Genomic DNA, 24705 nt, shown 5'->3' with positions numbered 1-24705 from the left:
TCACAGTCGCTTGACTCCCTTGATGCGTCCGGCGCGGGTGGCGCGGGTGCGGGCCGCCTTGACGCGCAGGCCGCCGCGCTGGGTGCCGATCCTCAGGCCGGTGCCGGAGGAGAGCCAGCCGGAGGAGACGTCGGCGCCGCCGCCCGCCCCGGTGGCGTCGGCGACCGGGTCGTTCTCGGCCCGCCGGGCCAGGGCCATGACGAGCGGCACCGTGAAGGGGGCGAGCAGCAGGTCGTAGACGACGGCGGTGAGGAGCAGGGAGGTGAGGCCGACGTGGCGGGCGGCGGTGTCGCCGACGAGGGCGCCGACGCCCGCGTAGAGCAGGGTGGAGCCGACGGCCGCGCCGACGACGGCGGCCATCGGGCCGACGGCGGAGGTGAACCGGCCGTTCTCGGGCCGGACGAGGCCGACGAGGTAGCCGACCACGCAGAGCACGAGGGCGTAGCGGCCGGCGGCGTGGTCGGCGGGCGGGGCCAGGTCGGCGAGGAGGCCGGCGGAGAAGCCTACGAGGGAGCCGGTGACCGGGCCGTGGACGAGGGCGAGGGCGACGACCGTGAGGAGGACGAGGTCGGGGACGGCACCGGGGAGCTGGAGCCGGGCGAGGACGGAGACCTGGACGACGAGGGCGACCGCGATCAGGGTCGCGGAGAGGAGGATGCGGTTGAACTTCACGGTGTCGCGTCCCCCTGGTCGTTCGGGTCCTGGGCCTGGTTCTGGTCCTGGTTCGGGTTCTGCTGCGCCTGGTCCTGCGGGGTGTCGGCCTGGTTCTGCGCCTGGTCCTGGTTCTTGAGGGGCTGCTCGGCCGCCTCGCCCTGGGGCCGCTCGTTCGCCTGCTCGCCGTCGGCGGGCGGCTTCGCGGTGACCGTGACGGTGACGGTCGGCGCGGGCTTCGGCTTCGGCGGCAGCACCGTGTCGCGCGGGTCGGAGCGGGGGGCCTGGACGACGACGCCGACGATGTCGAGCTTGCTGAAGGCGACGTACGGGCGGACGTAGACGTTACGGGTGAGGCCGCCGCTCGAGGGGTCGACTCGGACGATCTCGCCGACGGGCACGCCGGGCACGAAGGGCTTGTTCCCGGACGAGCCGAAGGTGACGAGGCGGTCGCCCTTCTTCACCTTGGCCTTGCCGTTGAGGAGCTGGACGAGCAGCGGGCGGTCGCCCTGGCCGGTGGCGAAGCCGAGTTCGTCGGTCTTCTCCATGCGGGTGCCGACGGTGAAGTCGGGGTCGTTGGCGAGCAGGACCGTGGAGGTGGTCGGGCCGACGGTGGTGACCCGGCCGACGAGTCCGGCGCCGTTGAGCACGGTCATGTCGCGCTGGATGCCGTCGCGGGCGCCGACGTCGACGGTGACGGTCCAGGAGAAGCCCTGGGCCGCTCCTATGGCGATGACCTGGGCGCCCTTGATGCCGTACTGGCCGGCTCCGGCGGTCCTGAGCAGGGTGTCGAGTTCGCGCAGCCGGCTGCGGTTGCGGTCGTCGCTGCCGAGCTTCGCCTTGAGCTCGGCGTTCTCCTTCTCCAGGGCGGCGATCCTGGTGTGCCGCTCGCCGGAGTCCCGTACGGCGCCTATGGCGTTGCCGATGGGGTCGACCGCCGCCGCGACGCCGTTCTCGACGGGTCCGAAGACGGCGGCGGCGGCCTGCCGGGCGCCGTCGACCGGCGACTCCTGACCGCCGCGGATGTCCACCGTGATCAGCGCGAACGCGATCACGACCAGCAGCACCAGGAGCAGCCGGCTCTCTCGTGTGTCCCTCACGTGCGGCGGCCGTGCCCTTCCTCGTGGTTCGTTGTGCAGATGTCCGTACCGTACGGGCTCGCGCCCGGCCGGCGGGTCAGCGGCGCGGCTGGGCGTCCAGGACCTGCTGGAGCGCCTCGAACTCCTCGACGCACTTGCCTGATCCGAGGGCGACCGAGTCCAGCGGGTCCTCGGCGATGTGGATCGGCATGCCGGTCTCGCGGCGCAGCCGCTCGTCGAGGCCGCGCAGCAGGGCGCCGCCACCCGTGAGAACGATGCCGCGGTCCATCACGTCACCGGAGAGCTCCGGCGGGCACTTGTCGAGGGTGGTCTTCACGGCGTCGACGATCGCGTTGACCGGCTCCTCGATGGCCTTGCGGACCTCGGCGGCCGAGATGACGACCGTCTTGGGGAGGCCCGAGACGAGGTCGCGGCCGCGGATCTCGGTGTGCTCGTCCTGCTCCAGGTCGTAGGCCGAACCGATGGTGATCTTGATCTGTTCGGCGGTGCGCTCACCGAGGAGGAGCGAGTACTCCTTCTTGATGTGCTGGATGATCGCGTTGTCCAGCTCGTCGCCGGCGACCCGGATGGACTGTGCCGTGACGATTCCTCCGAGGGAGATCACGGCGACCTCCGTGGTGCCGCCGCCGATGTCGACGACCATGTTGCCGGTGGCCTCGTGGACGGGGAGGCCGGAGCCGATGGCCGCCGCCATGGGCTCCTCGATGATGTGCACCTGGCGGGCGCCGGCCTGGGTGGATGCCTCGATGACGGCGCGGCGCTCGACGCCGGTGATGCCGGAGGGCACGCAGACCACGACCCGGGGGCGGGCGAGGTAGCGCCGCTTGTGGATCTTGAGGATGAAGTAGCGGAGCATCCGCTCGGTGATCTCGAAGTCGGCGATGACGCCGTCCTTCAGCGGGCGGACGGCGACGATGTTGCCGGGGGTCCTGCCGATCATCTTCTTCGCCTCGGCACCCACCGCGAGGATTCCGCCGGTGTTGGTGTTGATCGCGACGACGGACGGCTCGTTGAGGACGATGCCTCGACCCCTGACGTACACCAGCGTGTTGGCGGTCCCGAGGTCGACAGCCATGTCACGGCCGATGAACGACATGAAGTTCCCCTTGTTTCCCATGGCTGAGGGTGGTGCGGCGAAGAGTTTTCATCGTAGTGCCGCTCACGCGGATGGCGCGCGCTGGTCCACCTCTGTACTAGGTGACGGTAGGACGCGGCGATCCGTTCCCGGGATTGGCGTTCATATGCCTGGGGGCGGCCGAATTCCTTCGGTCGCCCCACACGTGGCAACTGTTCGGCTGACGCGGGGTCAGCCGGGGTCACACGGGACCGGGAGTCACGCGAGACCGGGAGTCACGCGAGACCGGGGAAGAAGATCTTCAGCTCGCGCGCGGCGGACTCCTCGGAGTCCGAGGCGTGGATGAGGTTCTCGCGGACGATGGTGCCGTAGTCGCCGCGGATGGAGCCCGGCGCGGCGGCGATCGGGTCGGTCGGGCCGGCCAGCTGGCGGACGCCTTCGATGACCCGCTCGCCCTCGACGACGAGCGCGACGACCGGACCGGAGGCCATGAAGCCCATCAGCGGCTCGTAGAAGGGCTTGCCCTTGTGCTCGCCGTAGTGCTGCTCCAGCGTCTCCTGGTCCAGCTCGCGCAGTTCCAGGGCCGTGATGGTCCAGCCGGCCTTGCGCTCGATGCGGCCGATGATCTCGCCGATCAGACCGCGGCGGACCGCGTCGGGCTTGAGCAGGACGAGCGTGCGCTGGCTCACGGGGGGAACTCCTTCGGAAAAGACGTGCGGGCCTATGAATCTACAGGGCCCGCACCGATTGCCGTCACGCAGCGTCAGGCCCTGCGGAGCCCTGGGCGGCGTTCGACGCGGCCCAGCGGGCCTTGATCTCGTCCACCTTGCGCCCGTAGTGCACCGAGCACCACCACAGGACGGCGAAGACCGCCCCGAGGAAGTACATGACGGGGACGAAGAAACCGCTGACGACCAGCCCGATCTGGAGCGCCCAGCCGAGCTGGACACCACCGGGACGGGTGATCATCCCGCAGAGCAGCACCGACAGGACCATGGCGACGCCGCACACCCACCAGACGGTGGAGGTGGTGAGGGAGGGGTCCTTCATGGCGACGAGACCGGCGAAGCCGATCACGAAGAACTCGCCGATGAGCGTGGAGGAGCAGAGCGTACGCATGCCGGGTCAGCCCCTCTTGAGCAGCAGCCGGGCGTCGCCGACCGTGAAGATCGAACCGGTCACCAGGACACCGGCGCCGCCGTACTCGGCCTCCTCCTCGGCGAGCGTGATCGCCGTCTCCAGGGCGTCGGGCAGCCGGGGCTCGACGACGACCCGGTCCTCGCCGAAGACCTCGACGGCGGCCGCGGCGAGCGCGTCGACGTCGGTGGCGCGGGAGGTGGAGTTCTGGGTGACGACGATCTCGGCGAAGATCGGCTCGAAGGCCTCCAGGAGCCCCCGGGCGTCCTTGTCGCCGCTGGTGGAGACGACGCCGATGAGCCGGGAGAAGCCGAAGGACTCGGAGACGGCCTCGGCGGTGGCGCGGGCCCCGTGCGGGTTGTGCGCGGCGTCGAGGATGACCGTCGGGGAGGAGCGGACGACTTCGAGCCGGCCCGGCGAGGAGGTCTGGGCGAAGGCGCGCCGGACGGTGTCGATGTCGAGGGTGCGGGCGTGCTCGGCGCCGATGCCGAAGAACGCCTCGACGGCGGCGAGCGCCACGGCCGCGTTGTGCGCCTGGTGGGCGCCGTACAGCGGCAGGAAGATCTCGTCGTACTCGCCGCCGAGGCCGCGCAGGGTCAGCAGCTGGCCGCCGACGGCCACCTCGCGGGAGACGACGCCGAACTCCATGCCCTCGCGGGCCACGGTCGCGTCGACGTCGACGGCCTTCTTCAGGAGCACCTGGGCGGCGTCCACCGGCTGCTGGGCCAGGATGACGGTCGCGCCCTGCTTGATCACCCCGGACTTCTCACCGGCGATCTCGGCGGTGGTCTCGCCGAGCCGGTCGGTGTGGTCCAGGTCGATCGGGGTGACGACGGCGACGGAGCCGTCGATCACGTTGGTCGCGTCCCAGGTGCCGCCCATGCCGACCTCGACGACGGCCGCGTCGACCGGCGCGTCGGCGAAGGCCGCGTACGCCATGCCGGTGAGGACCTCGAAGAAGGAGAGCCGGTACTCCTCGCGGGCGTCGACCAGCTCCACGTACGGCTTGACGTCCTGGTACGTCTCGATGAACCGCTCGGCGGAGATCGGGGCGCCGTCCAGGCTGATCCGCTCGGTGATCGTCTGCACGTGCGGCGAGGTGTAGCGGCCGGTGCGCAGCTCGAAGGCGCCGAGCAGGGACTCGATCATGCGGGCGGTGGACGTCTTGCCGTTGGTGCCCGTGATGTGGATCGAGGGATACGCGCGCTGCGGCTCGCCCAGCACGTCCATGAGCGCCGCGATCCGCTTGACCGAGGGCTCCAGCTTGGTCTCGCCCCACCGGGTGGCCAGCTCGGTCTCGACCTCGCGCAGCGCCTTGTCCAGCTCCGGGTCCTCGGGGCGGGTGGGCACGGGGTCGCCCTGCGGCGGACCGGCCAGGGCACGCAGGGTGCGGCTGCCGGCCTCGATCACCGCCAGGTCGGGGTCTCTCGTCGTCTCTTCGTCGACGATGTCGTCGAAGGCGTCGGCGGGCTCGTCGGCAAAGTCGCGCGGATCGCTCGGGTCACTCACGCCCCCAAGTCTACGGAGACCCACCGACAGGACGGCCGACCCTCCCCTTTCCGGAGTGGGCGGGGCGGCCGGGGACGCAGGAGGGGCCCGGGACCGACCGGTCCCGGGCCCCTCCCCCGTACGCGTTACGCCTGCGGCAGGCGGTCCAGCTGGGCCTGGACGCGGGCGATGTCCTCGTCCGCCTTGGCGAGGCGGGTGCGGATCTTGTCGACCACGTTGTCCGGGGCCTTGGCGAGGAAGGCCTCGTTGCCGAGCTTGCCCTCGGCCTGGGCCTTCTCCTTCTCGGCGGCGGCCAGGTCCTTCGCGAGGCGCTTGCGCTCGGCGGCCACGTCGATGGTGCCCGACAGGTCGAGCGCGACGGTGGCGCCGGCGACCGGCAGGGAGGCGGTGGCGGCGAAGCCCTCGCCCTCCGGCTGGAGGCGCAGCAGCTGGCGGATGGCGGCCTCGTGCGGGGCGAGCGCGGTGCCGGCCAGGTCGAGGCGGGCGGGAACCTTCTGGCCGGGCTGGAGGCCCTGGTCCGAGCGGAAGCGGCGGACCTCGGTGACGACCTGCTGGACCAGCTCGATCTCGCGCTCGGCGGCCTCGTCGCGGAAGCCGCTGTCGGCCGGCCACTCGGCGACCACGATGGACTCGCGGCCGGTGAGCGTGGTCCACAGCGTCTCGGTGACGAACGGCATCACCGGGTGCAGCAGGCGCATCAGGACGTCGAGGACCTCGCCGAGGACGCGGCCGGAGACCTTCGCGCCCTCGCCGCCCGCGAAGAAGGTCGTCTTCGACAGCTCGACGTACCAGTCGAAGACCTCGTCCCACGCGAAGTGGTAGAGCGCCTCGCTCAGCTTGGCGAACTGGAAGTCGTCGTAGTACGCGTCGACCTGCGCGACCGTGGTGTTGAGGCGGGACAGGATCCAGCGGTCGGTCGCCGACAGCTTCTCGGCCGGGGGCAGTTCGCCCTCGGTCGTGGCGCCGTTCATCATCGCGAACCGGGTCGCGTTCCAGATCTTGTTGGCGAAGTTCCGGGACGCCTGGACCCAGTCCTCGCCGATCGGGACGTCGGTGCCCGGGTTGGCGCCCTTGGCCAGGGTGAAACGGACGGCGTCGGAGCCGTACTTGTCCATCCAGTCCAGCGGGTCCACGACGTTGCCGAAGGACTTCGACATCTTCTTGCCGCGCTCGTCGCGGACCAGGCCGGTCAGCGCGATCGTGGTGAACGGGACCTGGCCGTCCATCGCGTACAGGCCGAACATCATCATCCGGGCGACCCAGAAGAAGATGATGTCGTGGCCGGTGAGCAGGACGTCGGTGGAGTAGAACTTCTCCAGGTCCGGGGTCTTCTCCGGCCAGCCGAGGGTGGAGAACGGCCACAGGCCGGAGGAGAACCAGGTGTCGAGGACGTCGGTGTCCTGGTGCCAGCCCTCGCCCGTCGGCGGCTGCTCGTCGGGGCCGACGCAGACGATCTCGCCGTCGGGGCCGTACCAGATCGGGATGCGGTGACCCCACCACAGCTGGCGCGAGATGCACCAGTCGTTCATGTTGTCGACCCAGTCGAAGTAGCGCTTCGACATGTCCTCGGGGTGGATCTTGACCCGGCCGTCGCGGACCGCGTCGCCGGCGGCCTTGGCGAGCGGCTTGACGTTGACCCACCACTGCATGGACAGGCGCGGCTCGACGGTGGTCCTGCAGCGCGAGCAGTGGCCGACGGAGTGCATGTACGGACGCTTCTCGGCGACGATCCTGCCCTGCTCGCGCAGGGCGCCGACGACCGCGGAGCGGGCCTCGAAGCGGTCCAGGCCGAGGAAGGGGCCGTGGACGGTGATGACGCCGTGCTCGTCCATGACGGTCAGCGACGGCAGGCCGTGGCGCTGGCCGATGGCGAAGTCGTTCGGGTCGTGCGCCGGGGTCACCTTGACGGCTCCGGTGCCGAACTCGGGGTCGACGTGGGTGTCGGCGACGACCGGGATGGTGCGGTCGGTCAGCGGCAGCTTGATCTGCTTGCCGATGAGGTGCCGGTACCGCTCGTCGTCCGGGTGGACGGCGACGGCCGTGTCACCGAGCATCGTCTCGGCGCGGGTGGTGGCGACGACCAGGGAGTCCTCGCCCTCGCCGTACCGGATGGAGACCAGCTCGCCGGCGTCTTCCTGGTACTCGACCTCGATGTCCGAGATCGCGGTGAGGCAGCGCGGGCACCAGTTGATGATGCGCTCGGCGCGGTAGATCAGCTCGTCGTCGTAGAGCTTCTTGAAGATGGTCTGGACGGCACGGGACAGGCCCTCGTCCATGGTGAAGCGCTCGCGGCTCCAGTCGACGCCGTCGCCGAGCCGGCGCATCTGGCCGAGGATCTTGCCGCCGTACTCCTCCTTCCACTGCCAGACGCGCTCGACGAACTCCTCGCGGCCCAGGTCGTGGCGGGACTTGCCCTCCTCGGCGAGCTGCTGCTCGACCTTGTTCTGGGTGGCGATGCCGGCGTGGTCCATGCCGGGCAGCCAGAGGGACTCGAAGCCCTGCATGCGCTTGCGGCGGGTCAGGGCGTCCATCAGCGTGTGCTGGAAGGCGTGGCCCAGGTGGAGCGAGCCGGTGACGTTCGGCGGCGGGATGACGATGGTGTACGGCGGCTTCTCGCTCTTCGCGTCGGCCGTGAAGTAACCCCGGTCTACCCAGCGCTCGTACAGCGGCCCCTCTACCTCGGCCGGCGTGTACTGGGTCGGCAATTCGGTGGTGGCTGCTGTCTGCTGCTGAGTGTTCTCGGTCACGGGCCCAGTTTAGGGGTGTCACGGGCCGGTCCTGAAACGCGATTGTTCCGTAACGGTGCACCCCCCACTGCCCCACCGCCGGGCGGCTTCCGACAGGATGTTCGCTACGCATAAACATCCTGTGAGGGGAACCAGTCGATGAGTTACAACCAGCCGGGCCCGTACGGGGGGCAGCAGCCCCAGCAGCCCGGGCCCTACGGTCAGCAGCCCGGCCCGTACGGGCAGCCGCAGGCCCCGCAGCCCGGTTACGGCTACCCCCAGCAGGCCCCGCAGGGCGTGCCGCCGCAGCAGCCGCCGTACGGCTACCCGCAGCAGCAGCCGAACCCGTACGGCCAGCAGCCGCAGTACGGCGCCCCGCAGGGCCCCGGCGGCTACCCGCCGCCCCCGCCGGCCCCGAAGAAGAGCAAGGCCCCGATGATGATCGGCGCGGCGGCGGTCGTGGCCGCGATCGCGGTGGGCGCGTACTTCGTGTTCGGCGGCGGTGGCGCCTCCGTCGCGAACGACGGCCCGCACAAGCTGGTCACGCCGGAGACGGTGCTGGGCGAGTACAAGAAGTCTCCGGACGGCAGCAAGAAGTCGGACGAGGACGACTTCATCAAGGACGCGGAGAAGTACGGCGTCAAGAACCCCCAGCGGGCCAACGGCTCTTACCAGGTGAAGGACACCAGCAACCCGCTGGCGGGCAAGATGCTGATGTTCGGTGGTGCGTACGGCACGATCGACGACCCCGAGAAGACCATCGACAACGCCTTCGCCGACATGAAGGCCGAGGTGGAAGCCGAGAAGGACAAGAACGAGGGCGAGCTCATCGGTGAGCCCAAGAGCGTCTCCCCGGCGGAGCTCGACGGTGCCGTGATGAAGTGCCAGGAGCTCAAGTCCAAGACGGGTGAGGAGTCCGGGGGCCTCGGCCCCAAGGAGGTCACCATGCCGATCTGCCTCTGGGCCGACCACAGCACGCTCGCCTATGTGATGCACTTCAACCTGGCCGACATGATGACCGGCAAGGGCGGCACCGTCGACGAGGTCGCCGCGATCGCCGCCAAGCTCCGCAAGGAGGTCCGCGTCAAGCTCTGACGCGGACGGAACACGACGAAGGGGCGCCCCCACCGGCCTGGTGGGGGCGCCCCTTCGTCGTGCTTCCGGGTTACGCCGACTTCTCGTGGCGGCCGTCGTTCTTGACGATCCTCGGGACCAGGGTCGGGTTCACGTTGTTGCGGACGACGTCCGCCGTGATGACGACGCGGGCCACGTCCTTGCGGGAGGGGACCTCGTACATCACCGACTGGAGGACCTCCTCCATGATGGCGCGCAGGCCGCGGGCGCCGGTGCCGCGGAGGATGGCCTGGTCAGCGATGGCCTCCAGGGCCGGGCGGTCGAAGTCCAGCTCGACGCCGTCGAGTTCGAAGAGGCGCTGGTACTGCTTCACCAGGGCGTTGCGGGGCTCGACGAGGATCTTGAGGAGGGCCTCGCGGTCGAGGTTGTGGACCGAGGTGATGACGGGGAGGCGGCCGATGAACTCGGGGATCATCCCGAACTTCACCAGGTCCTCCGGCATGACCTCCTGGAACTGGTCGCTCGCCTCGATCTCGCGCTTGGAGCGGATGGTCGCCCCGAAGCCGATGCCCTTGGCGCCCGCCCGCGACTCGATGATCTTCTCCAGGCCGGCGAAGGCGCCGCCCACGATGAAGAGCACGTTCGTCGTGTCGATCTGGATGAACTCCTGGTGCGGGTGCTTCCGGCCGCCCTGCGGCGGGACGGAGGCCGTGGTGCCTTCCAGGATCTTCAGGAGGGCCTGCTGCACGCCCTCGCCGCTCACATCGCGGGTGATCGACGGGTTTTCGCTCTTACGGGCGACCTTGTCGATCTCGTCGATGTAGATGATGCCGGTCTCGGCCTTCTTGACGTCGTAGTCCGCGGCCTGGATCAGCTTGAGCAGGATGTTCTCGACGTCCTCGCCGACGTAGCCGGCCTCGGTCAGCGCCGTCGCGTCGGCGATGGCGAACGGGACGTTGAGCATCCGGGCCAGCGTCTGGGCCAGGAGCGTCTTGCCGGAGCCGGTGGGGCCGAGCAGCAGGATGTTGGACTTGGCCAGTTCGATGGCGTCGTCACGGCCCTGCGCGCCGCCGTTCTCGCCGGCCTGGACGCGCTTGTAGTGGTTGTACACGGCGACGGAGAGCGCCTTCTTCGCCGGCTCCTGGCCGACGACGTAGCCCTCCAGGAACTCGTAGATCTCGCGGGGCTTGGGGAGTTCCTCCCAGCGCACCTCGCTCGTCTCCGCGAGTTCCTCTTCGATGATCTCGTTGCAGAGGTCGATGCACTCGTCGCAGATGTACACACCGGGTCCCGCGATGAGCTTCTTCACCTGCTTCTGGCTCTTTCCGCAGAACGAGCACTTGAGCAGATCGCCGCCATCACCGATGCGTGCCACGAGGTGCTTCCCCTTCGCCTGGGAGCGCTTGGTTCAGCGACTCCTGGTGCCTCATATTCGACGGTACCTTGCCGGGCCCCCCGTTCGGGCCCCCCTTGGCACGGTTCACATGGTCGCGATTCGGCCACGCGTACCGTGCCAGGGGAAGGTCGGGCGTCAGTGTGCCGCGGCGGTCGTGCTCTTGCGGGTCGAGACGATCTGGTCGATCAGGCCGTACGCGAGGGCGTCCTCGGCCGTCAGGATCTTGTCGCGCTCGATGTCGTCGCGGATCTTCTCGATCGGCGTCGAGGAGTGCTTGGCCAGCATCTCCTCCAGCTGGCTGCGCATGCGCAGGATCTCGTTGGCCGCGATCTCCAGGTCGGAGAGCTGCTCGCGGCCGGTGCCGCCGGAGGGCTGGTGGATCAGCACGCGGGCGTTGGGCAGGGCCATCCGCTTGCCGGGGGTGCCGGCGGCGAGCAGCACGGCCGCGGCGGAGGCCGCCTGGCCCATGCAGACCGTCTGGATGTCCGGCTTCACGAACTGCATCGTGTCGTAGATGGCCGTGAGGGCGGTGAAGGAGCCGCCGGGGCTGTTGATGTAGATGGAGATGTCGCGGTCCGGGTCCATCGACTCCAGGCACAGCAGCTGCGCCATGACGTCGTTGGCGGAGGCGTCGTCGATCTGCACGCCGAGGAAGATCACGCGCTCCTCGAAGAGCTTCGCGTACGGGTCGTACTCGCGCACGCCCTGCGAGGTGCGCTCGACGAAGCGCGGGACGACGTAGCGGTTGTCCATCGGCGCGCCGGTGTACAGGCCGCTCGGGGAGAGGTTGTTCTGCATGTGGGTGTTCACCGTCCTGGTGGCGTTCGGCGGGGGCTGGGGCTCTTCGGCGGTGCCGGGCTCAGGCGCCCGTGCCGCCGCCGCCGGGAACGCCCGCGGCGTGCGTGATGATGTCGTCGATGAGGCCGTACTCCTTGGCCTCCTGCGCGGTGAACCAGCGGTCGCGGTCACCGTCGCGGATGATCGTCTCGACGGTCTGGCCGGAGTGGTGCGCGGTGATCTCGGCCATGCGCTTCTTCGTCCGGAGGAGGTACTCGGCCTGGATCTTGATGTCCGAGGCGGTGCCGCCGATGCCGGCGGAGCCCTGGTGCATCAGGACGTCGGTGTTCGGCAGGGCGAAGCGCTTGCCGGCGGTGCCGCCGGTGAGCAGGAACTGGCCCATGGAGGCGGCCATGCCCATGCCGATGGTGACGACGTCGTTCGGGATGTACTGCATGGTGTCGTAGATCGCCATGCCGGCCGTCACCGAACCGCCGGGGCTGTTGATGTAGAGGTAGATGTCCTTCTCCGGGTCGGCGGCCAGGAGGAGCATCTGCGCGGTGATCTTGTTGGCGATCTCGTCGTCGACCTGCTGGCCGAGGAAGATGATGCGCTCGCCGAGCAGCCGGTTGTAGACATGGTCGCCGAGGCCGCCACCGATGGACGGCTCACCCGCGGCGTAAGGCTTCAGATTCGTCACGTATCCACCTGCTCGTCTCCGACGGCCCCGGGCCGTCTCAGCGTCTCGTTCTGAGGGCACTGCCCCCGTATCCATGGACCCTAACGCGCAGGTGGGACAACGCCATCCCGGTTCCCGAACTGTTCGCTGGGAGCGCAAGGTAGTTGGCGGCGCATGAAAAGGTCCGCGTACGTCCACGGGCCCGGCCGCACTGCGGTGCGGCCGGGCCCGTGGCTCGGTGGGCGGCGCGAGGCGCGGGCCTCGGCGCCAGCCGGGGTGGGGCTTACTTCTGCTCGGAGCCCTCGGCGACCTCGGCCTCGCCGGTGACGGCCTCGACCGTCTCGGCGGCGGCCTCGACCTCGTCCTCGTCGTCGGAGAGGTCCACGATCTCACCCTTGGTGTCGACGACCTTGGCGGCCTCGACGACGACCGCGAGGGCCTTGCCGCGGGCGACCTCGCCGACCAGCATCGGCACCTGGCCGCCCTGGACGACGGCCTGGGCGAACTGGTCGGGGGACATGCCGGAGGAGGCGGCACGGCGCATCAGGTGCTCGGTGAGCTCGTCCTGCTCGACGTTGAGCTGCTCCTTGGAGACGAGCTCGTCGAGGAGGAACTGGGTCTTGATGCCCTTGACCGCCTGCTCCTTGGTCTCGGCCTCGAACTCCTCGACCGTCTTGCCCTGGAGCTCCAGGTACTTCTCCAGGGTCAGGCCCATCTGGCCGAGCTGGTGGTGCTCCAGGTTGTGCTTGCGGGTGTTGATCTCGTCCTCGAGGAGCTTCTCGGGGACGGGGATCTCCGCCAGCTCCAGGAACTTCTCCAGGACGCGCTCCTGGGCCTGGGTGGCCTGGTCGAACTGCTTCATGTTCTCGAGGCGCTTGCGGCTGTCGGCCTTGAGCTCGTCGAGGGTGTCGAACTCCGACGCCATCTGCGCGAACTCGTCGTCGAGCTCGGGGAGCTCACGGGCGGCGACGGCGGTGACCTTGACGGTGACCTCGGCCTCCTTGCCCGCGGCGGAGCCGCCCTTCAGCTCGGAGGTGAAGGTGGCCTCGCCACCGGCCTCCAGGCCGGTGACGGCGGCGTCGATGCCGTCGAGCAGCTCGCCGGAGCCGATGGTGTACGAGACGCCCTTGGCGACGCCGTCGGGCAGCACCTCGCCGTCGACCTTGGCCTCCAGGTCGACGGTGACGACGTCACCCTCGGCGGCGGCGCGCTCGACCGGGTTCGTGGAGGCGAAGCGCTCGCGCAGCTGCTCCACGGACTTCTCGACGTCCTCGTCGGTGACCTCGACCGCGTCGACCTCGACCTCGATGCCGGAGTAGTCCGGGATCTCGATCGTCGGGCGGACGTCGACCTCGGCGGTGAAGGCCAGCAGCTCGCCGTCCTTCAGCTCCGTGATGTCCACCTCGGGCTGGCCCAGCGGGTTGACCTCGGCCTCGTTCACAGCCTCGGTGTAGAGCTTCGGGAGCGCGTCGTTGACGGCCTCCTCCAGCACCGCGCCGCGGCCGAAACGCTGGTCGATGACGCGCGCGGGGATCTTGCCCTTGCGGAAGCCCTTGACCGTGACCTGCTGGTTGATCTTCTTGTACGCCGCGTCGAGGCTGTCCTTGAGCTCCTCGAAGGGCACCTCGACAGTGAGCCGAACCCGGGTCGGGTTCAGGGTCTCCACGGCGCTCTTCACGGTTCGGTCTCCTTGTGGCTGATTCCTGGATTCCGGCGGAGCCGCACGGGGCGGTTCCGGCCGATGGGCCCGGTCAGAAAGACACACGGGCACGCAGCTTGCATAGTAACCGCACGTGGGACGGCGCCCACAACGTGATCAAGAACCCGCCAGGCCGAAGCCGCGGAGGATCATGATGGTCGGGGTGGCGGGATTTGAACCCACGGCCTTCCGCTCCCAAAGCGGACGCGCTACCAAGCTGCGCCACACCCCGTCGGTGCGACACGTAGGGTACATGTACGGGGACGCTGTGACGCCCCCTCTTTCCGGGACGTGCTCCGGGGTGTGCACGGACGGCTCCGGACCGGCTACGATGCTGTCCGTGCCGTGGTCGCTCCGACCCGCGGCGCGTTCCGTGCGGGCGTAGCTCAATGGTAGAGCCCTAGTCTTCCAAACTAGCTACGCGGGTTCGATTCCCGTCGCCCGCTCTGTGTACGGCTCCGGGCCCGGTTCCTCGTCGAGGGACCGGGCCCGGAGCCGTTTCCGGGCTCCCCCGATCCCCCCCGATCCCCCCTCGATTCCCCTCGGTTCCCCGGATTCCTCAGAACTTGATGGCCGCGATCGTCTGGGTTATCGAGTCCAGGAAGCGCTGGATGTCGTCGGCCATGCCGGTGGAGGCGAGAAAGAAGCCGAAGAGGACGGCGACGACGGCGGGGCCGCCCTTGAGGCTGCCGCCGCGGATCAGCACCACCAGGACGATCGCCAACAGCAACACCACAGACAGCGAAATGGCCACAACTGATCACACCCTCGGTCGGTTCCGCCTAGCCGGCGGAGGGCGCTTCCGGACACCCCCCGTGCCTCCATCGTGCCACCAACCTCCCTGCCCCCGCCGGGGGGTGACGAATCGTGGGGTACCGCACAGCGGCGGAGGGTCAGGACGGGCGGGAGATGAGGAGGAGGGCCCGGTCGTCGTTGACGTCCTTGGCGACGGCCTCGATGAGGTGCCAGGCGACGCCCTCGAAGCCGCCGGCGACACAGCGGTCGGCCTCGCCGGTGAGGCGGTCGATGCCTTCGGCGAGGTCGCGGTCGGCGGCCTCCACGAGGCCGTCGGTGAAGAGCATCAGGACGTCGCCGGGGTGCAGGGTGCCCTTGACCGGGTGGAACTCGGCGCCGTCGTAGACGCCGAGGAGGGGTCCTTCGCCGTCCTTCTCCTCCCAGCGGCCGGTGCCGGAGTGGAGCTGGAGGGCGGGCAGGTGGCCGGCGGAGAAGAGCTCGTAGTCGCCGGAGTCCAGGTCGAGGACGAGGTGGATGGAGGTGGCGAAGCCCTCGTCCCAGTTCTGCCGGAGCAGGTAGCCGTTGGCGGCGGGCAGGAAGCCGTGCGGCGGGAGGGAGCCGAGGAGGCCGCCGAAGGCACCGGAGAGCAGCAGGGAGCGGGAGGCCGCGTCCATGCCCTTGCCGGAGACGTCGGTGAGGACGACCTCCAGGGTGCGGCCGCCGTGGGTGCGGGCGGCGACGACGAAGTCGCCGGAGAAGGACTGGCCGCCGGCCGGGCGGAGCGCCATCTCGCGGTGCCAGCCGCGCGGCAGCCGGGGCAGCGCGCTCTGCACCCGGAGCCGTTCCCGCAGGTCGAAGAGCATGGTGCCGCCGCGCCGCCAGGGCACCCCGACGCGGGCCCGGAACTGGGCGATGAGCAGGCCGAAGAGGCCGCAGGCGGCGACCACCAGGACGGTGCCCGGGGTGACGCGCGCGGGCCCCTCGGCGTACGGGCCGAGGACCACGGACTCGACGATCAGGCCGCCGGCGGCCGCCGCGTACAGGCCGAGGAGGCTGGCGGGCCGCAGCAGCAGGCCGCCGGCCACGATCGGCAGGACGAGGGCGGCGGGCGAGCACCAGACGGAGTCGAGGACGGTGCCGCCGACGATGGCCGGGACGGTCAGGAGCAGCCCGGCGAGGGCGAGGCGGTCGGAGGCGCCGCCGCGGAAGTAGTCGACCCCGGTCCTGCGCAGCGCGACGCGGGCCCGGTGGGCGCGCCTGCGCAGCCGGGCCGCGTACGTGTTCACTCCCGTGCGGTCACCCATTGGCCTGGACCCTATCCACCCCGGCTGTGTCCGTGCAGGGGTACCCCGGTGACAAGGTGCGTGAAATCGCCCCGGGCGGGTGCGGTGCCGTGGTCAGCGCCGCTGGCAGGTCGGGCACCAGAAGAGGTTGCGGGCCGCCAGGTCGGCCGTGCGGATCTCCGTGCCGCAGAGGTGGCAGGGCAGGTTCGCGCGGCGGTAGACGTAGACCTCGCCGCCGTGGTCGTCGACGCGGGGCGGGCGGCCCATGGCCTCGGGGGTGTGTTCGGGGCGGACGGTGTCGATGCGGTTGAGGCGGACGCCCTCGCGCATCAGTTCCACCAGGTCGTCCCAGAGCGCGGTCCACTCCCCCGCCGTCAGGTCCCTGCCCGCGCGGTACGGGTCGATGCCGTGGCGGAAGAGGACCTCGGCGCGGTAGACGTTGCCGACGCCGGCGATGACCTTCTGGTCCATGAGGAGGGCGGCGATCGTCGTGCGGGACCTCGCGATCCGGCGCCAGGCCCGGTCGGGGTCGTCCCCGGCGCGCAGCGGGTCCGGGCCGAGGCGGTCGTGTATCGCCTGCTTCTCGGGTTCGGTGAGGAGGGCGCAGGTGGTGGGGCCGCGGAGGTCGGCGTAGTGGTCCTCGCCGACGAGGCGCAGGCGGACGGTGTCCGTCGGGGGCGGCGCCGGGGTCGTGCCGAAGCCGAGCTTGCCGAAGAGGCCGAGGTGGATGTGGACCCAGCCGGTGTCCCGGAAGCCGAGGAAGAGGTGCTTGCCGTGGGCGTCGGCCCCGTCGAGGACCCGGCCGTCGAGGAGGGCCGCGCTGTCGGAGAACTTGCCCTGCGGGCTGCTCGCGCGTACGGGCCGGCCGCCGAAGCGCTCCAGGTGGTCCTGGGCGAGGCGATGGATCGTATGCCCCTCGGGCACGGCGGTTCTCCTGGGTGAAGGGACGGCATGACCGTGCCGCCGGGCTCGGCCGGCGGCACGGTCGGGCGGGCGGGTCGGCTCAGCCCTGCTGCGGGTGGTGGGCCGGGATCGGGGGGAGCTCGCCGGTGGTCTCGTACGTGCTCAGCATCTCGATGCGGCGGGTGTGGCGCTCGTCGCCGGAGTACGGGGTGTTGAGGAAGATCTCGACGAACTTGGTCGCCTCTTCCTGGCTGTGCATGCGGGCGCCGACGGCGACGACGTTGGCGTTGTTGTGCTCGCGGCCGAGGGCGGCGGTCTGCTCGCTCCAGGCGAGGGCGGCACGGACGCCCTTGACCTTGTTGGCGGCGATCTGCTCGCCGTTGCCGGAGCCGCCGATGACGATGCCCAGGGCGTCCGCGTCGGCGGCCGTCTTCTCGGCGGCGCGCAGGCAGAACGGCGGGTAGTCGTCGAGGGCGTCGTAGATGTGGGGGCCGCAGTCGACGGGCTCGTGGCCGTGGGCCTTGAGCCACTCCACGAGGTGGGTCTTGAGTTCGTAGCCGGCGTGGTCGGAACCGATGTAGACGCGCATGGCCTTGAGTGTGGCACGGCCGGGACGGGGCGGGTGTCAGCGGGGCTCCGTGTGCCGCCCCCGTCGGAGGCGGTACGGGGAAGGGCCCGCCGTTCCTGTCGGAGCGGCGGGCCCTCGGCCGTACGGGTCCCGGGGTGTCAGCCCTTGCGGCCGACGAGCTTCCAGGCGGTGGGGAGGGCGCCCATGGCGAGGGCGGCCTTGAGGGCGTCGCCGATGAGGAAGGGGGTCAGGCCCGCGGCGACCGCCTGGCCGAAGGTCATGCCGGTGGCGAGGGCCAGGTAGGGGACGCCGACCGCGTAGATGATCGCGGAGCCGAGCGCCATGGTGCCGGCGGTGCGCAGGACCGAGCGGTCGGCGCCACGGCGGGCGAGGGCGCCGACGACGGTGGCGGCGAGCAGCATGCCGAGGATGTAGCCGAAGGAGGGCATCGCCCAGCCCGAGGAGCCCTGGGCGAACCACGGGACGCCCGCCATGCCGGCGACGGCGTACAGGCCGAGGGAGAGGAAGCCGCGGCGGGCGCCGAGGGCGGTGCCGACGAGCAGGGCGGCGAAGGTCTGGCCGGAGACCGGGACCGGGGAGCCGGGGACCGGGACGGCGATCTGCGCGGCCAGGCCGGTGAGGGCGGCGCCGCCGACGACGAGGGCGATGTCGCGGGCGCGGCTGGGGGCACCTCCCTGCTCGAGCGAAGCCGAGAGCTTGGGGGAGGGGAGGAGGTCGGCCAGGACGAGGCCCGGGCGGAGGGCGCGGGCGGGGGCGGCGGCGGTGCTCATCGGTACTCCGCGGGGGTGAGGGTGTCGGGGACGGGTTGACGCTATGCCAGGAGTGAACGCGCGCTCACCGTCAGCCGCCGACAAAGCCTCGGGCCGGAGCTTCATCGGATCCCGACAAAGAGCGGATACGGCTCCGAGGCGCCACGTGACGCTTGTCACTTGGGAGTGTGCGCGTGGCGCCCTTTTTGCACCAGGAGGCCATCAGTGGCGAGACTGTGGGGTCCCCATAAAGCGCCGCCTCTCAAGGGCAGCTTCTGTCGGAGTGCGGGCCCCGCTCCCCCGCCCGGGATCGCGCCCGGTCGGCCACGACGAAACGGAGCGGAAACTTCACCTTGCGTGAAGGGGGTGACCGCATAGCGGACACGTGTTCCTTCTGAGCGGTGCGCCCGCCCAGACTGTGGCTTTCCTCCCCCGCCTCAGCCTATGAACAGGGTTGCCCATGTCTCGGACCACCGCGCCCGCGCAGGCCGACCGCCGAGGCGGCGCCGCCGCTCCCGGCGAGGGTCTCTCCCCCGGTCTCAAGCAGCGCCACCTGTCGATGATCGCCCTGGGTGGCGTCATCGGCGCCGGTCTCTTCGTCGGCTCCGGTACCGGCATCGCCGCGGCCGGGCCCTCGATCGTCGTCGCGTACGCGATCTCCGGCGTGCTCGTCATGCTGGTGATGCGGATGCTCGGCGAGATGTCGGCGGCGAACCCGGCCTCCGGTTCCTTCTCCGTCCACGCCGAGCGCGCCTTCGGCCCGTGGGCCGGCTTCACCGCGGGCTGGGCCTTCTGGCTCCTGCTCTGCGTGGCCGTCGGACTGGAGGCCATCGGCGCGGCGAAGATCATGACGGGTTGGCTGCCGGGCACCCCCGAGTGGGCCTGGGTGGCGCTCTTCATGCTGGTCTTCTGCGGCACCAACCTGGCGGCGGTGAAGAACTTCGGCGAGTTCGAATTCTGGTTCGCCGCGCTCAAGGTCGGCGCGATCGTCCTCTTCCTCGGCATCGGCGCCCTCGCCATCGCCGGCCTCCTGCCCGGCACCGCCGCCCCCGGCACCGCGAACCTCACCGGCGACGGCGGCTTCTTCCCGCACGGCTCCGAGGGCCTGATCGTCGGCCTGCTCGCCTCCGTCTTCGCGTACGGCGGCCTGGAGACGGTCACCATCGCCGCGGCCGAGTCCGAGCACCCCGTGAAGGGGGTCGCCAAGGCGGTCCGTACGGCGATGTGGCGGATCGCGCTCTTCTACATCGGCTCGATGGCGGTCATCGTCACCCTCGTCCCGTGGAACGACCCGGCGGTCGTCGAGAAGGGCCCGTACGTCGCCGCCCTGAACCACCTGGGCATCCCGGGGGCCGGCCAGATCATGAACGTGGTCGTGCTGGTCGCCCTGCTCTCCGCGATGAACGCCAACATCTACGGCGCCTCCCGCATGGCCCGCTCGCTGGTCGCCCGCGAGCAGGGCCCGAAGGCGCTCGGCCGCACCTTCGGGGGCGTGCCCCGCCCGGCCGTCCTGGCCTCCTCGGTGGTCGGCTTCGGCTGCGTGCTGCTGAGCTACTGGTCGCCGGACAAGGCGTTCGTCTGGCTGCTCAACACGATCGGCGCGATCATCCTGGTCGTCTGGTTCTTCATCGCCGTCTCCCAGCTGGTGCTGCGCCGCCGCATCCAGCGGGAGGCGCCGGAGAAGCTGGTCGTGCGGATGTGGTTCTTCCCGTACCTGACGTGGGTGGCGCTGCTGGGCATGGGCGCGATCTTCTTCCTGATGGCCCGCGAGGAGGGCACCCGGGTGCAGCTCTACGCGACGGGCGCGCTGACGCTGGCCCTCGCCGCGGCGGGCTTCGCCCTCCAGAGGGCGCGCGAGAAGCGGGTCGCGAAGGTCTGAGCCCCTTCTCCCTTTCCCCCTCTTCTCTCCCGATCGCCCCGCCGGGTCCGCCCGGCGGGGCGATCGGCGTTTCCGGGGCGCGGGGTCCTAGGTCCGAGGACTGATCAACTTTCACCGCAAGTGCTGTTAGCCTGCACCTGCATAGAGGTTGCAATAAGCAGTCGCTCGAAGGGCTCGGCACACATGGCGATCTACACACTTCCGGAGCTGCCGTACGACTACGCGGCGCTGGAACCGGTGATCAACCCGCAGATCATCGAGCTGCACCACGACAAGCACCACGCCGCCTACGTCAAGGGCGCGAACGACACCCTGGAGCAGCTGGAGGAGGCGCGCGACAAGGAGCAGTGGGGAAGCATCAACGGCCTGGAGAAGAACCTGGCGTTCCATCTCTCCGGCCACATCCTCCACTCCATCTACTGGAACAACATGGCCTCCCCGAAGGGCGGCGAGGGCGGCGGTGAGCCGCTCGCGGCCGACGGGGTGGGCGAGCTCGCCGACGCGATCACCGAGTCCTTCGGCTCCTTCGCCCGGTTCAGGACCCAGCTGACCAAGGCCGCCGCGACCACCCAGGGCTCCGGCTGGGGCGTCCTCGCCTACGAGCCGGTCAGCGGCCGGCTGATCGTCGAGCAGGTCTACGACCACCAGGGCAACGTCGGCCAGGGCTCGATCCCGGTCCTGGTCTTCGACGCCTGGGAGCACGCCTTCTACCTCCAGTACAAGAACCAGAAGGTCGACTTCATCGACGCCATGTGGCAGGTCGTCAACTGGCAGGACGTGAACAAGCGCTACCTGGCCGCGAAGGCGAGCGTTCCGCTGATCTCCTTCTGACGGCCTGCGCGCCTCCCCCCTGTCGTCCTGCTCGTGATCGTCTTCTCAACCTTCACCCGCAGGCGGAAAGAAGAAGAACCCCCGTGATGACCCGAATCACGGGGGTTCTTCCGTGGGTCCGTCCGGCCGGAGGGGCAAAGCGCGGGGTCTCCGGCCCCGCATGGGAGGATCGGTGCTGTTTCGAACACGCCACGAAGGAGTGACCGTGCCCGGTGAGAACCTGTCCCGCGACGAGGCCCGCGAGCGGGCCGCGCTGCTGTCCGTCGACGGCTACGAGGTCGCCCTCGACCTGCGCTCGGCGGTCGGGGAGTCCGCGGAGGCGGTACGCACCTTCCGCTCGGTGACGACGATCCGCTTCCGCCGCACGGGCGAGGGCGACGCGACCTTCGTGGACCTGCTCGCGCCGTCGGTCACCTCCGTCACCCTCAACGGGCGCGCCCTGGACCCGGCGGCCGTCTTCGACGGCGCCCGGATCGCCCTGGACGGCCTGGCCGACGAGAACGTGCTGGTCGTCGACGCGCAGTGCGCGTACAGCCGCACCGGCGAGGGCATGCACCGCTTCGTCGACCCCGAGGACGGCGAGGTGTACCTGTACACCCAGTACGAGCCGGCCGACGCCCGCCGGGTCTACGCCAACTTCGAGCAGCCCGACCTCAAGGCCCCGTACCGCTTCGAGGTGACCGCGCCCGAGGGGTGGACGGTGTGGAGCAACGGCGCCGGGGAGCAGGGCGCCGACGGGGTGTGGCGGTTCGCCGAGACGAAGCCGATCTCCACGTACATCACCTGCGTGGTGGCCGGTCCGTACCACTACGTCACCGACACCTACCGGCGCGGGGACGTCGAGATCCCGCTCGGCGCGATGTGCCGCAAGGGGCTCGCGAAGCACTTCGACGCGGACGACGTCTTCCTGATCACCAAGCAGGGCTTCGACTTCTTCCACGACAACTTCGGCTTCCCGTACCCCTTCGGCAAGTACGACCAGGCGTTCGTGCCCGAGTACAACCTCGGCGCCATGGAGAACCCGGGCATGGTCACCTTCACGGAGGAGTACATCTACCGGGGCAAGGTCACCCGGGCGGCGTACGAGCGGCGTGCCAACACGGTCCTGCACGAGATGGCCCACATGTGGTTCGGCGACCTGGTCACCATGGTCTGGTGGGACGACCTGTGGCTGAAGGAGTCCTTCGCCGACTTCATGGGCTCCTTCTCGCTCGCCGAGGCCACCCGCTTCACCGACAGCTGGGTCACCTTCGCCAACAACCGCAAGGCGTGGGCCTACCGCGCCGACCAGCTGCCCTCCACCCACCCGGTCACGGCCGACATCCGTGACCTGGAGGACGCCAAGCTGAACTTCGACGGCATCACGTACGCCAAGGGCGCCTCCGTCCTCAAGCAGCTCGTCGCCTACGCGGGCCGGGACGCCTTCCTGGAGGGCGCCCGCCGCTACTTCCAGCGCCATGCCTACGGCAACACCCGCCTGAGCGACCTCCTGTCCGTCCTGGAGGAGACCTCGGGCCGGGACATGAAGAGCTGGTCGAAGTCCTGGCTGCAGACCTCCGGCGTCAACGTGCTCGCCCCCGAGGTCACCTACGACTCCGAGGGCCGGATCACCGAGCTCGCCGTCCTCCAGGAGGGCGAGGAGCTGCGCCCGCACCGGATCGCCGTGGGCCTCTACCGGCTCACCGACGGGCAGCTGACGCGGTACGCGCGCACCGAGACGGACGTCGCCGGTGTCCGTACCGTCGTCGAGGCGCTGGCCGGCAGCGAGAGGCCGGAGCTGGTACTTGTCAACGACGACGACCTCACCTACTGCAAGGTCCGCTTCGACGAGGGCTCGCTCGACACCCTCCGCGCCCACCTCGGCGACATCACCGACCCCCTGGCCCGCGCGCTGTGCTGGTCGGCGCTGTGGAACCTGACCCGGGACGGGCTGATGCCGGCCCGTGACTTCGTCTCCGCCGTGCTCGCCTTCGCGGGCCGCGAGACCGACATCGGCGTCCTCCAGATGGTGCACGCCTGGGCGCGGACCGCGGTCACCCACTACGCGGCCCCGGCGTGGCGCGAGGAGGGCGGGCGGCTGCTCGCCGAGGGCGGGCTGCGCGAGCTGCGGCTCGCCGCGCCGGGCAGCGAGCACCAGCTGACCTGGGCCCGCTTCTTCGCGGCGACGGCCTCCTCCGACGCCGACCTCCAGCTCCTGGAGGGGCTGCTCGCCGGCACCGCGCGGATCGACGGCCTCGACGTCGACCAGGAGCTGCGCTGGGCGCTGCTCTCGCCGCTCGCCGAGTACGGGCGGGCCGACGAGGCGCGGATCGGCGAGGAGCTGGCCCGGGACGACACCGCCAGCGGCAAGCGCCACCAGGTGCGGCTGCTCGCCTCGCGGCCCTCGGCCGCGGTCAAGGCGCAGGCGTGGGCGCAGGTCGTCGAGTCGGACGCGCTGTCGAACGCGCTGGTCGGCGCCACGATCGCCGGTTTCGCCCCGTCCTCGCAGCGGGAGCTGACCGCGCCGTACGCGGAGAAGTACTTCGCGGTGATCGAGCGGATCTGGGCCGAGCGGTCGATCCAGATCGGCATGGACGTGGTGCGCGGTCTCTTCCCGGCGTACCAGGACCGTCCGGAGACGCTGGCGGCGACCGACGCCTGGCTGGCGGAGCACGCGGACGCGGCGCCCGCCCTGCGCCGGCTCGTCCTGGAGTCCCGCGACGACCTGGCGCGGGCGCTGCGGGCGCAGGAGTGCGACGCGCTAGAGGGCTGACCTCACGCCGAGAGGGGCCCGCGGGGAGCGGGCCCCTCTCGGCAGTCGAACGCGCGTACTTTAGTGCGGTGTTGTCCGGTTTGAGCAACCACCTTGTAACAGGCCGTTAGGGCCGGGCCGGGGAGCGGAAGACCCCCGGCATGAACCACAACACCCCCATCACCCCCCGCCCCCGTCACCTCTCCGCCCCCTCGGGCATCACGGCGGGCATCACGCAACGGCTCGCGTCCACCCAGCAGTTGAGGGCCATGGGCGTGCCCGCCGCCGAGGTCGCCGGACGGTCGGCGGCCGGCGGCGACTGGCAGCAGCTGCTGCCCGGCGTCTTCCTGCTCCGTCCCGGTGCGCCGACCGGCGACGACCGGCTGCGGGCCGCGCTGCTCTACGCCCGCCGGGACGGCGGAGGGTCGCCGCACGGCCCGGGCCCGATGATCACCGGCCTCGCCGGGCTCACCCTGCACGGTTTCTCCTCCGCTCCCCCGCTGACCTCCCTGGACCGGATCGACGTCCTGGTGGGACGGACCCGGCGGCTGCGGTCGACCGGTTTCGTGCGGGTGGTGCGGGCCCCGGAGTCGCCGGAGCCGGTGGAGCTGACCGGGCTGCCGGTGGCGCCGGTGGCCCGGGCGCTGGCCGACGCCGTCTCGGGGCTTCACGACGCCGAGACGGTACGACGGCTGCTGACCGAGGCGGTACGCGGCGGTCACTGCGAACCTCCGGTCCTCGTGCGCGAGTTGAGCCGGTCACGGCTCCTCACCCGGCCGCACGTGGTGGACGCGGTGGACTCGCTCCTGGTGGAGGGGCGGGCCCTGTCGGAGGAGCGGCTGTACGAGATGGTGCGGGACTTCGCGCTGCCGGACCCGCTGTGGAACGTGGACCTGCGGCTGCCGGGCGGCCCGCACCTGGGCGGGGTGGACGCCTACTGGCCCGACCAGGCGGTGGCGGTGGAGCTGGACACCCGGGCGCCCCGGCAGGACGAGGACGCGCTGTGGTCCGAGTACACCCGCAAGCGGGAGCACCTGGAGCGGCTGGGGATCACGGTGGTCCACCTGACCCCGCGCAAGCTGCGGGAGTCGATGGAGCAGCAGGCCACCGTGGTCCGTACGGCGCTGATGGCCGCGTCGGAACGGCAGCCCGCCGCCTATGTCGTCGTCCTGCCCCGGTGAG

General features: G+C 70.6%; 21 protein-coding genes and 2 tRNA genes. 6 read left to right on the top strand and 17 right to left on the bottom strand.

The genetic code is table 11. The features are described from left to right. The 7 genes from mreD to QK442_RS27595 all read right to left on the bottom strand — a co-directional run bounded on the left by mreD (position 1) and on the right by QK442_RS27595 (position 8219). A complete protein-coding gene (mreD, locus tag QK442_RS27625) occupies positions 1 to 672 on the bottom strand; it encodes a rod shape-determining protein MreD (protein WP_282696792.1) in 672 nt (223 codons plus the stop codon). Further along, positions 669 to 1751: a rod shape-determining protein MreC gene (mreC, locus tag QK442_RS27620; protein WP_282696791.1), complete on the bottom strand. Its 1083-nt coding sequence runs from the start codon at positions 1749 to 1751 to the stop codon at positions 669 to 671. Before mreC ends, mreD begins: the two co-directional genes overlap by 4 nt. A 76-nt stretch (positions 1752 to 1827) precedes the next feature. Further along, positions 1828 to 2847 carry a rod shape-determining protein gene (locus tag QK442_RS27615; protein ID WP_019886273.1) on the bottom strand — a complete coding sequence of 340 codons (1020 nt, stop codon included), beginning with the start codon at positions 2845 to 2847 and terminating at the stop codon, positions 1828 to 1830. Between the two features lie 254 nt (positions 2848 to 3101). Then, the gene (gene ndk / locus QK442_RS27610) at positions 3102 to 3515 is read right to left on the bottom strand and encodes a nucleoside-diphosphate kinase (RefSeq protein WP_282696790.1); all 414 of its coding nucleotides are present in this window, start codon (positions 3513 to 3515) and stop codon (positions 3102 to 3104) included. A gap of 64 nt (positions 3516 to 3579) precedes the next feature. After that, a complete protein-coding gene (locus tag QK442_RS27605) occupies positions 3580 to 3945 on the bottom strand; it encodes a DUF4233 domain-containing protein (protein ID WP_282696789.1) in 366 nt (121 codons plus the stop codon). 6 nt (positions 3946 to 3951) lie between these two features. Continuing rightward, complete coding sequence (locus tag QK442_RS27600; protein ID WP_282696788.1) at positions 3952 to 5472, bottom strand: folylpolyglutamate synthase/dihydrofolate synthase family protein; 1521 nt, start codon at positions 5470 to 5472, stop codon at positions 3952 to 3954. A gap of 125 nt (positions 5473 to 5597) precedes the next feature. Next, on the bottom strand, positions 5598 to 8219 hold the full coding sequence (locus QK442_RS27595; protein ID WP_282696787.1) for a valine--tRNA ligase: 2622 nt from the start codon (positions 8217 to 8219) through the stop codon (positions 5598 to 5600). Between the two features lie 138 nt (positions 8220 to 8357). Here QK442_RS27595 and QK442_RS27590 point away from each other — a divergent pair, with 138 nt between their 5' ends. Beyond that, positions 8358 to 9293, top strand: coding sequence for a hypothetical protein (locus tag QK442_RS27590; protein WP_282696786.1), 936 nt, complete (start codon positions 8358 to 8360; stop codon positions 9291 to 9293). Positions 9294 to 9363: 70 nt separating this feature from the next. Here the strand turns inward: QK442_RS27590 and clpX are convergent, their stop codons facing one another. The 5 genes from clpX to QK442_RS27565 all read right to left on the bottom strand — a co-directional run bounded on the left by clpX (position 9364) and on the right by QK442_RS27565 (position 14055). Continuing rightward, on the bottom strand, positions 9364 to 10647 hold the full coding sequence (clpX, locus tag QK442_RS27585) for an ATP-dependent Clp protease ATP-binding subunit ClpX (RefSeq protein ID WP_030494070.1): 1284 nt from the start codon (positions 10645 to 10647) through the stop codon (positions 9364 to 9366). Positions 10648 to 10803: 156 nt separating this feature from the next. Beyond that, a complete protein-coding gene (locus tag QK442_RS27580; RefSeq protein ID WP_282696785.1) occupies positions 10804 to 11466 on the bottom strand; it encodes an ATP-dependent Clp protease proteolytic subunit in 663 nt (220 codons plus the stop codon). A 61-nt stretch (positions 11467 to 11527) separates the two neighbouring features. Then, on the bottom strand, positions 11528 to 12145 hold the full coding sequence (locus QK442_RS27575) for an ATP-dependent Clp protease proteolytic subunit (RefSeq protein ID WP_282696784.1): 618 nt from the start codon (positions 12143 to 12145) through the stop codon (positions 11528 to 11530). Positions 12146 to 12407: 262 nt separating this feature from the next. Further along, positions 12408 to 13802 (bottom strand): trigger factor, encoded by a 1395-nt coding sequence (gene tig, locus QK442_RS27570; protein ID WP_282696783.1) that lies wholly within the window; start codon positions 13800 to 13802, stop codon positions 12408 to 12410. 176 nt (positions 13803 to 13978) lie between these two features. After that, positions 13979 to 14055, bottom strand: a tRNA-Pro gene (locus QK442_RS27565). A gap of 143 nt (positions 14056 to 14198) precedes the next feature. Between QK442_RS27565 and QK442_RS27560 the strand changes: the two genes are divergently transcribed. Beyond that, positions 14199 to 14269 (top strand) — tRNA-Gly (locus tag QK442_RS27560). Positions 14270 to 14382: 113 nt separating this feature from the next. Here QK442_RS27560 and QK442_RS27555 read toward each other — a convergent pair. From QK442_RS27555 to QK442_RS27535, 5 genes are all read right to left on the bottom strand, one after another. Next, positions 14383 to 14577, bottom strand: coding sequence for a hypothetical protein (locus QK442_RS27555; RefSeq protein WP_282696782.1), 195 nt, complete (start codon positions 14575 to 14577; stop codon positions 14383 to 14385). Positions 14578 to 14716: 139 nt separating this feature from the next. Continuing rightward, positions 14717 to 15862 (bottom strand): PP2C family protein-serine/threonine phosphatase, encoded by a 1146-nt coding sequence (locus tag QK442_RS27550; protein ID WP_282696781.1) that lies wholly within the window; start codon positions 15860 to 15862, stop codon positions 14717 to 14719. Between the two features lie 93 nt (positions 15863 to 15955). Next, positions 15956 to 16765 carry a DNA-formamidopyrimidine glycosylase family protein gene (locus QK442_RS27545; RefSeq protein WP_282696780.1) on the bottom strand — a complete coding sequence of 270 codons (810 nt, stop codon included), beginning with the start codon at positions 16763 to 16765 and terminating at the stop codon, positions 15956 to 15958. A 79-nt stretch (positions 16766 to 16844) separates the two neighbouring features. Beyond that, positions 16845 to 17333: a ribose-5-phosphate isomerase gene (locus QK442_RS27540; protein ID WP_282696779.1), complete on the bottom strand. Its 489-nt coding sequence runs from the start codon at positions 17331 to 17333 to the stop codon at positions 16845 to 16847. A 137-nt stretch (positions 17334 to 17470) separates the two neighbouring features. After that, on the bottom strand, positions 17471 to 18103 hold the full coding sequence (locus QK442_RS27535) for a biotin transporter BioY (protein WP_282696778.1): 633 nt from the start codon (positions 18101 to 18103) through the stop codon (positions 17471 to 17473). Between the two features lie 439 nt (positions 18104 to 18542). Between QK442_RS27535 and QK442_RS27530 the strand changes: the two genes are divergently transcribed. The 4 genes from QK442_RS27530 (at position 18543) to QK442_RS27515 (ending at position 24704) form a co-directional block, all read left to right on the top strand. Continuing rightward, a complete protein-coding gene (locus QK442_RS27530) occupies positions 18543 to 19961 on the top strand; it encodes an amino acid permease (protein WP_282696777.1) in 1419 nt (472 codons plus the stop codon). Positions 19962 to 20144: 183 nt separating this feature from the next. Beyond that, positions 20145 to 20792, top strand: a complete 648-nt coding sequence (locus QK442_RS27525; protein WP_282696776.1) for a superoxide dismutase — start codon at positions 20145 to 20147, stop codon at positions 20790 to 20792. Positions 20793 to 20997: 205 nt separating this feature from the next. Next, positions 20998 to 23544, top strand: coding sequence for an aminopeptidase N (gene pepN / locus QK442_RS27520; RefSeq protein WP_282696775.1), 2547 nt, complete (start codon positions 20998 to 21000; stop codon positions 23542 to 23544). A 140-nt stretch (positions 23545 to 23684) separates the two neighbouring features. After that, on the top strand, positions 23685 to 24704 hold the full coding sequence (locus tag QK442_RS27515) for a hypothetical protein (protein ID WP_282696774.1): 1020 nt from the start codon (positions 23685 to 23687) through the stop codon (positions 24702 to 24704). Position 24705: the final 1 nt, after the last annotated feature.

Origin of the sequence: Streptomyces sp. CC208A, assembly GCF_030010625.1 — a bacterium.
Taxonomy (GTDB): Bacteria; Actinomycetota; Actinomycetes; order Streptomycetales; family Streptomycetaceae; genus Streptomyces.
Note: the sequence above shows the minus strand (reverse complement) of the source record. Positions and strands in the feature narration are given on the sequence as shown.

Coding starts and splice junctions, on each gene's coding strand:
- QK442_RS27540 (WP_282696779.1), bottom strand. CDS start 17,333: ATGCGCGTCTACATCGGTTCCGACCACGCCGGCTACGAACTCAAGACC.
- QK442_RS27605 (WP_282696789.1), bottom strand. CDS start 3,945: ATGCGTACGCTCTGCTCCTCCACGCTCATCGGCGAGTTCTTCGTGATC.
- QK442_RS27590 (WP_282696786.1), top strand. CDS start 8,358: ATGAGTTACAACCAGCCGGGCCCGTACGGGGGGCAGCAGCCCCAGCAG.
- QK442_RS27525 (WP_282696776.1), top strand. CDS start 20,145: ATGGCGATCTACACACTTCCGGAGCTGCCGTACGACTACGCGGCGCTG.
- QK442_RS27615 (WP_019886273.1), bottom strand. CDS start 2,847: ATGTCGTTCATCGGCCGTGACATGGCTGTCGACCTCGGGACCGCCAAC.
- QK442_RS27535 (WP_282696778.1), bottom strand. CDS start 18,103: ATGAGCACCGCCGCCGCCCCCGCCCGCGCCCTCCGCCCGGGCCTCGTC.
- QK442_RS27580 (WP_282696785.1), bottom strand. CDS start 11,466: ATGCAGAACAACCTCTCCCCGAGCGGCCTGTACACCGGCGCGCCGATG.
- QK442_RS27550 (WP_282696781.1), bottom strand. CDS start 15,862: ATGGGTGACCGCACGGGAGTGAACACGTACGCGGCCCGGCTGCGCAGG.
- QK442_RS27530 (WP_282696777.1), top strand. CDS start 18,543: ATGTCTCGGACCACCGCGCCCGCGCAGGCCGACCGCCGAGGCGGCGCC.
- QK442_RS27515 (WP_282696774.1), top strand. CDS start 23,685: ATGAACCACAACACCCCCATCACCCCCCGCCCCCGTCACCTCTCCGCC.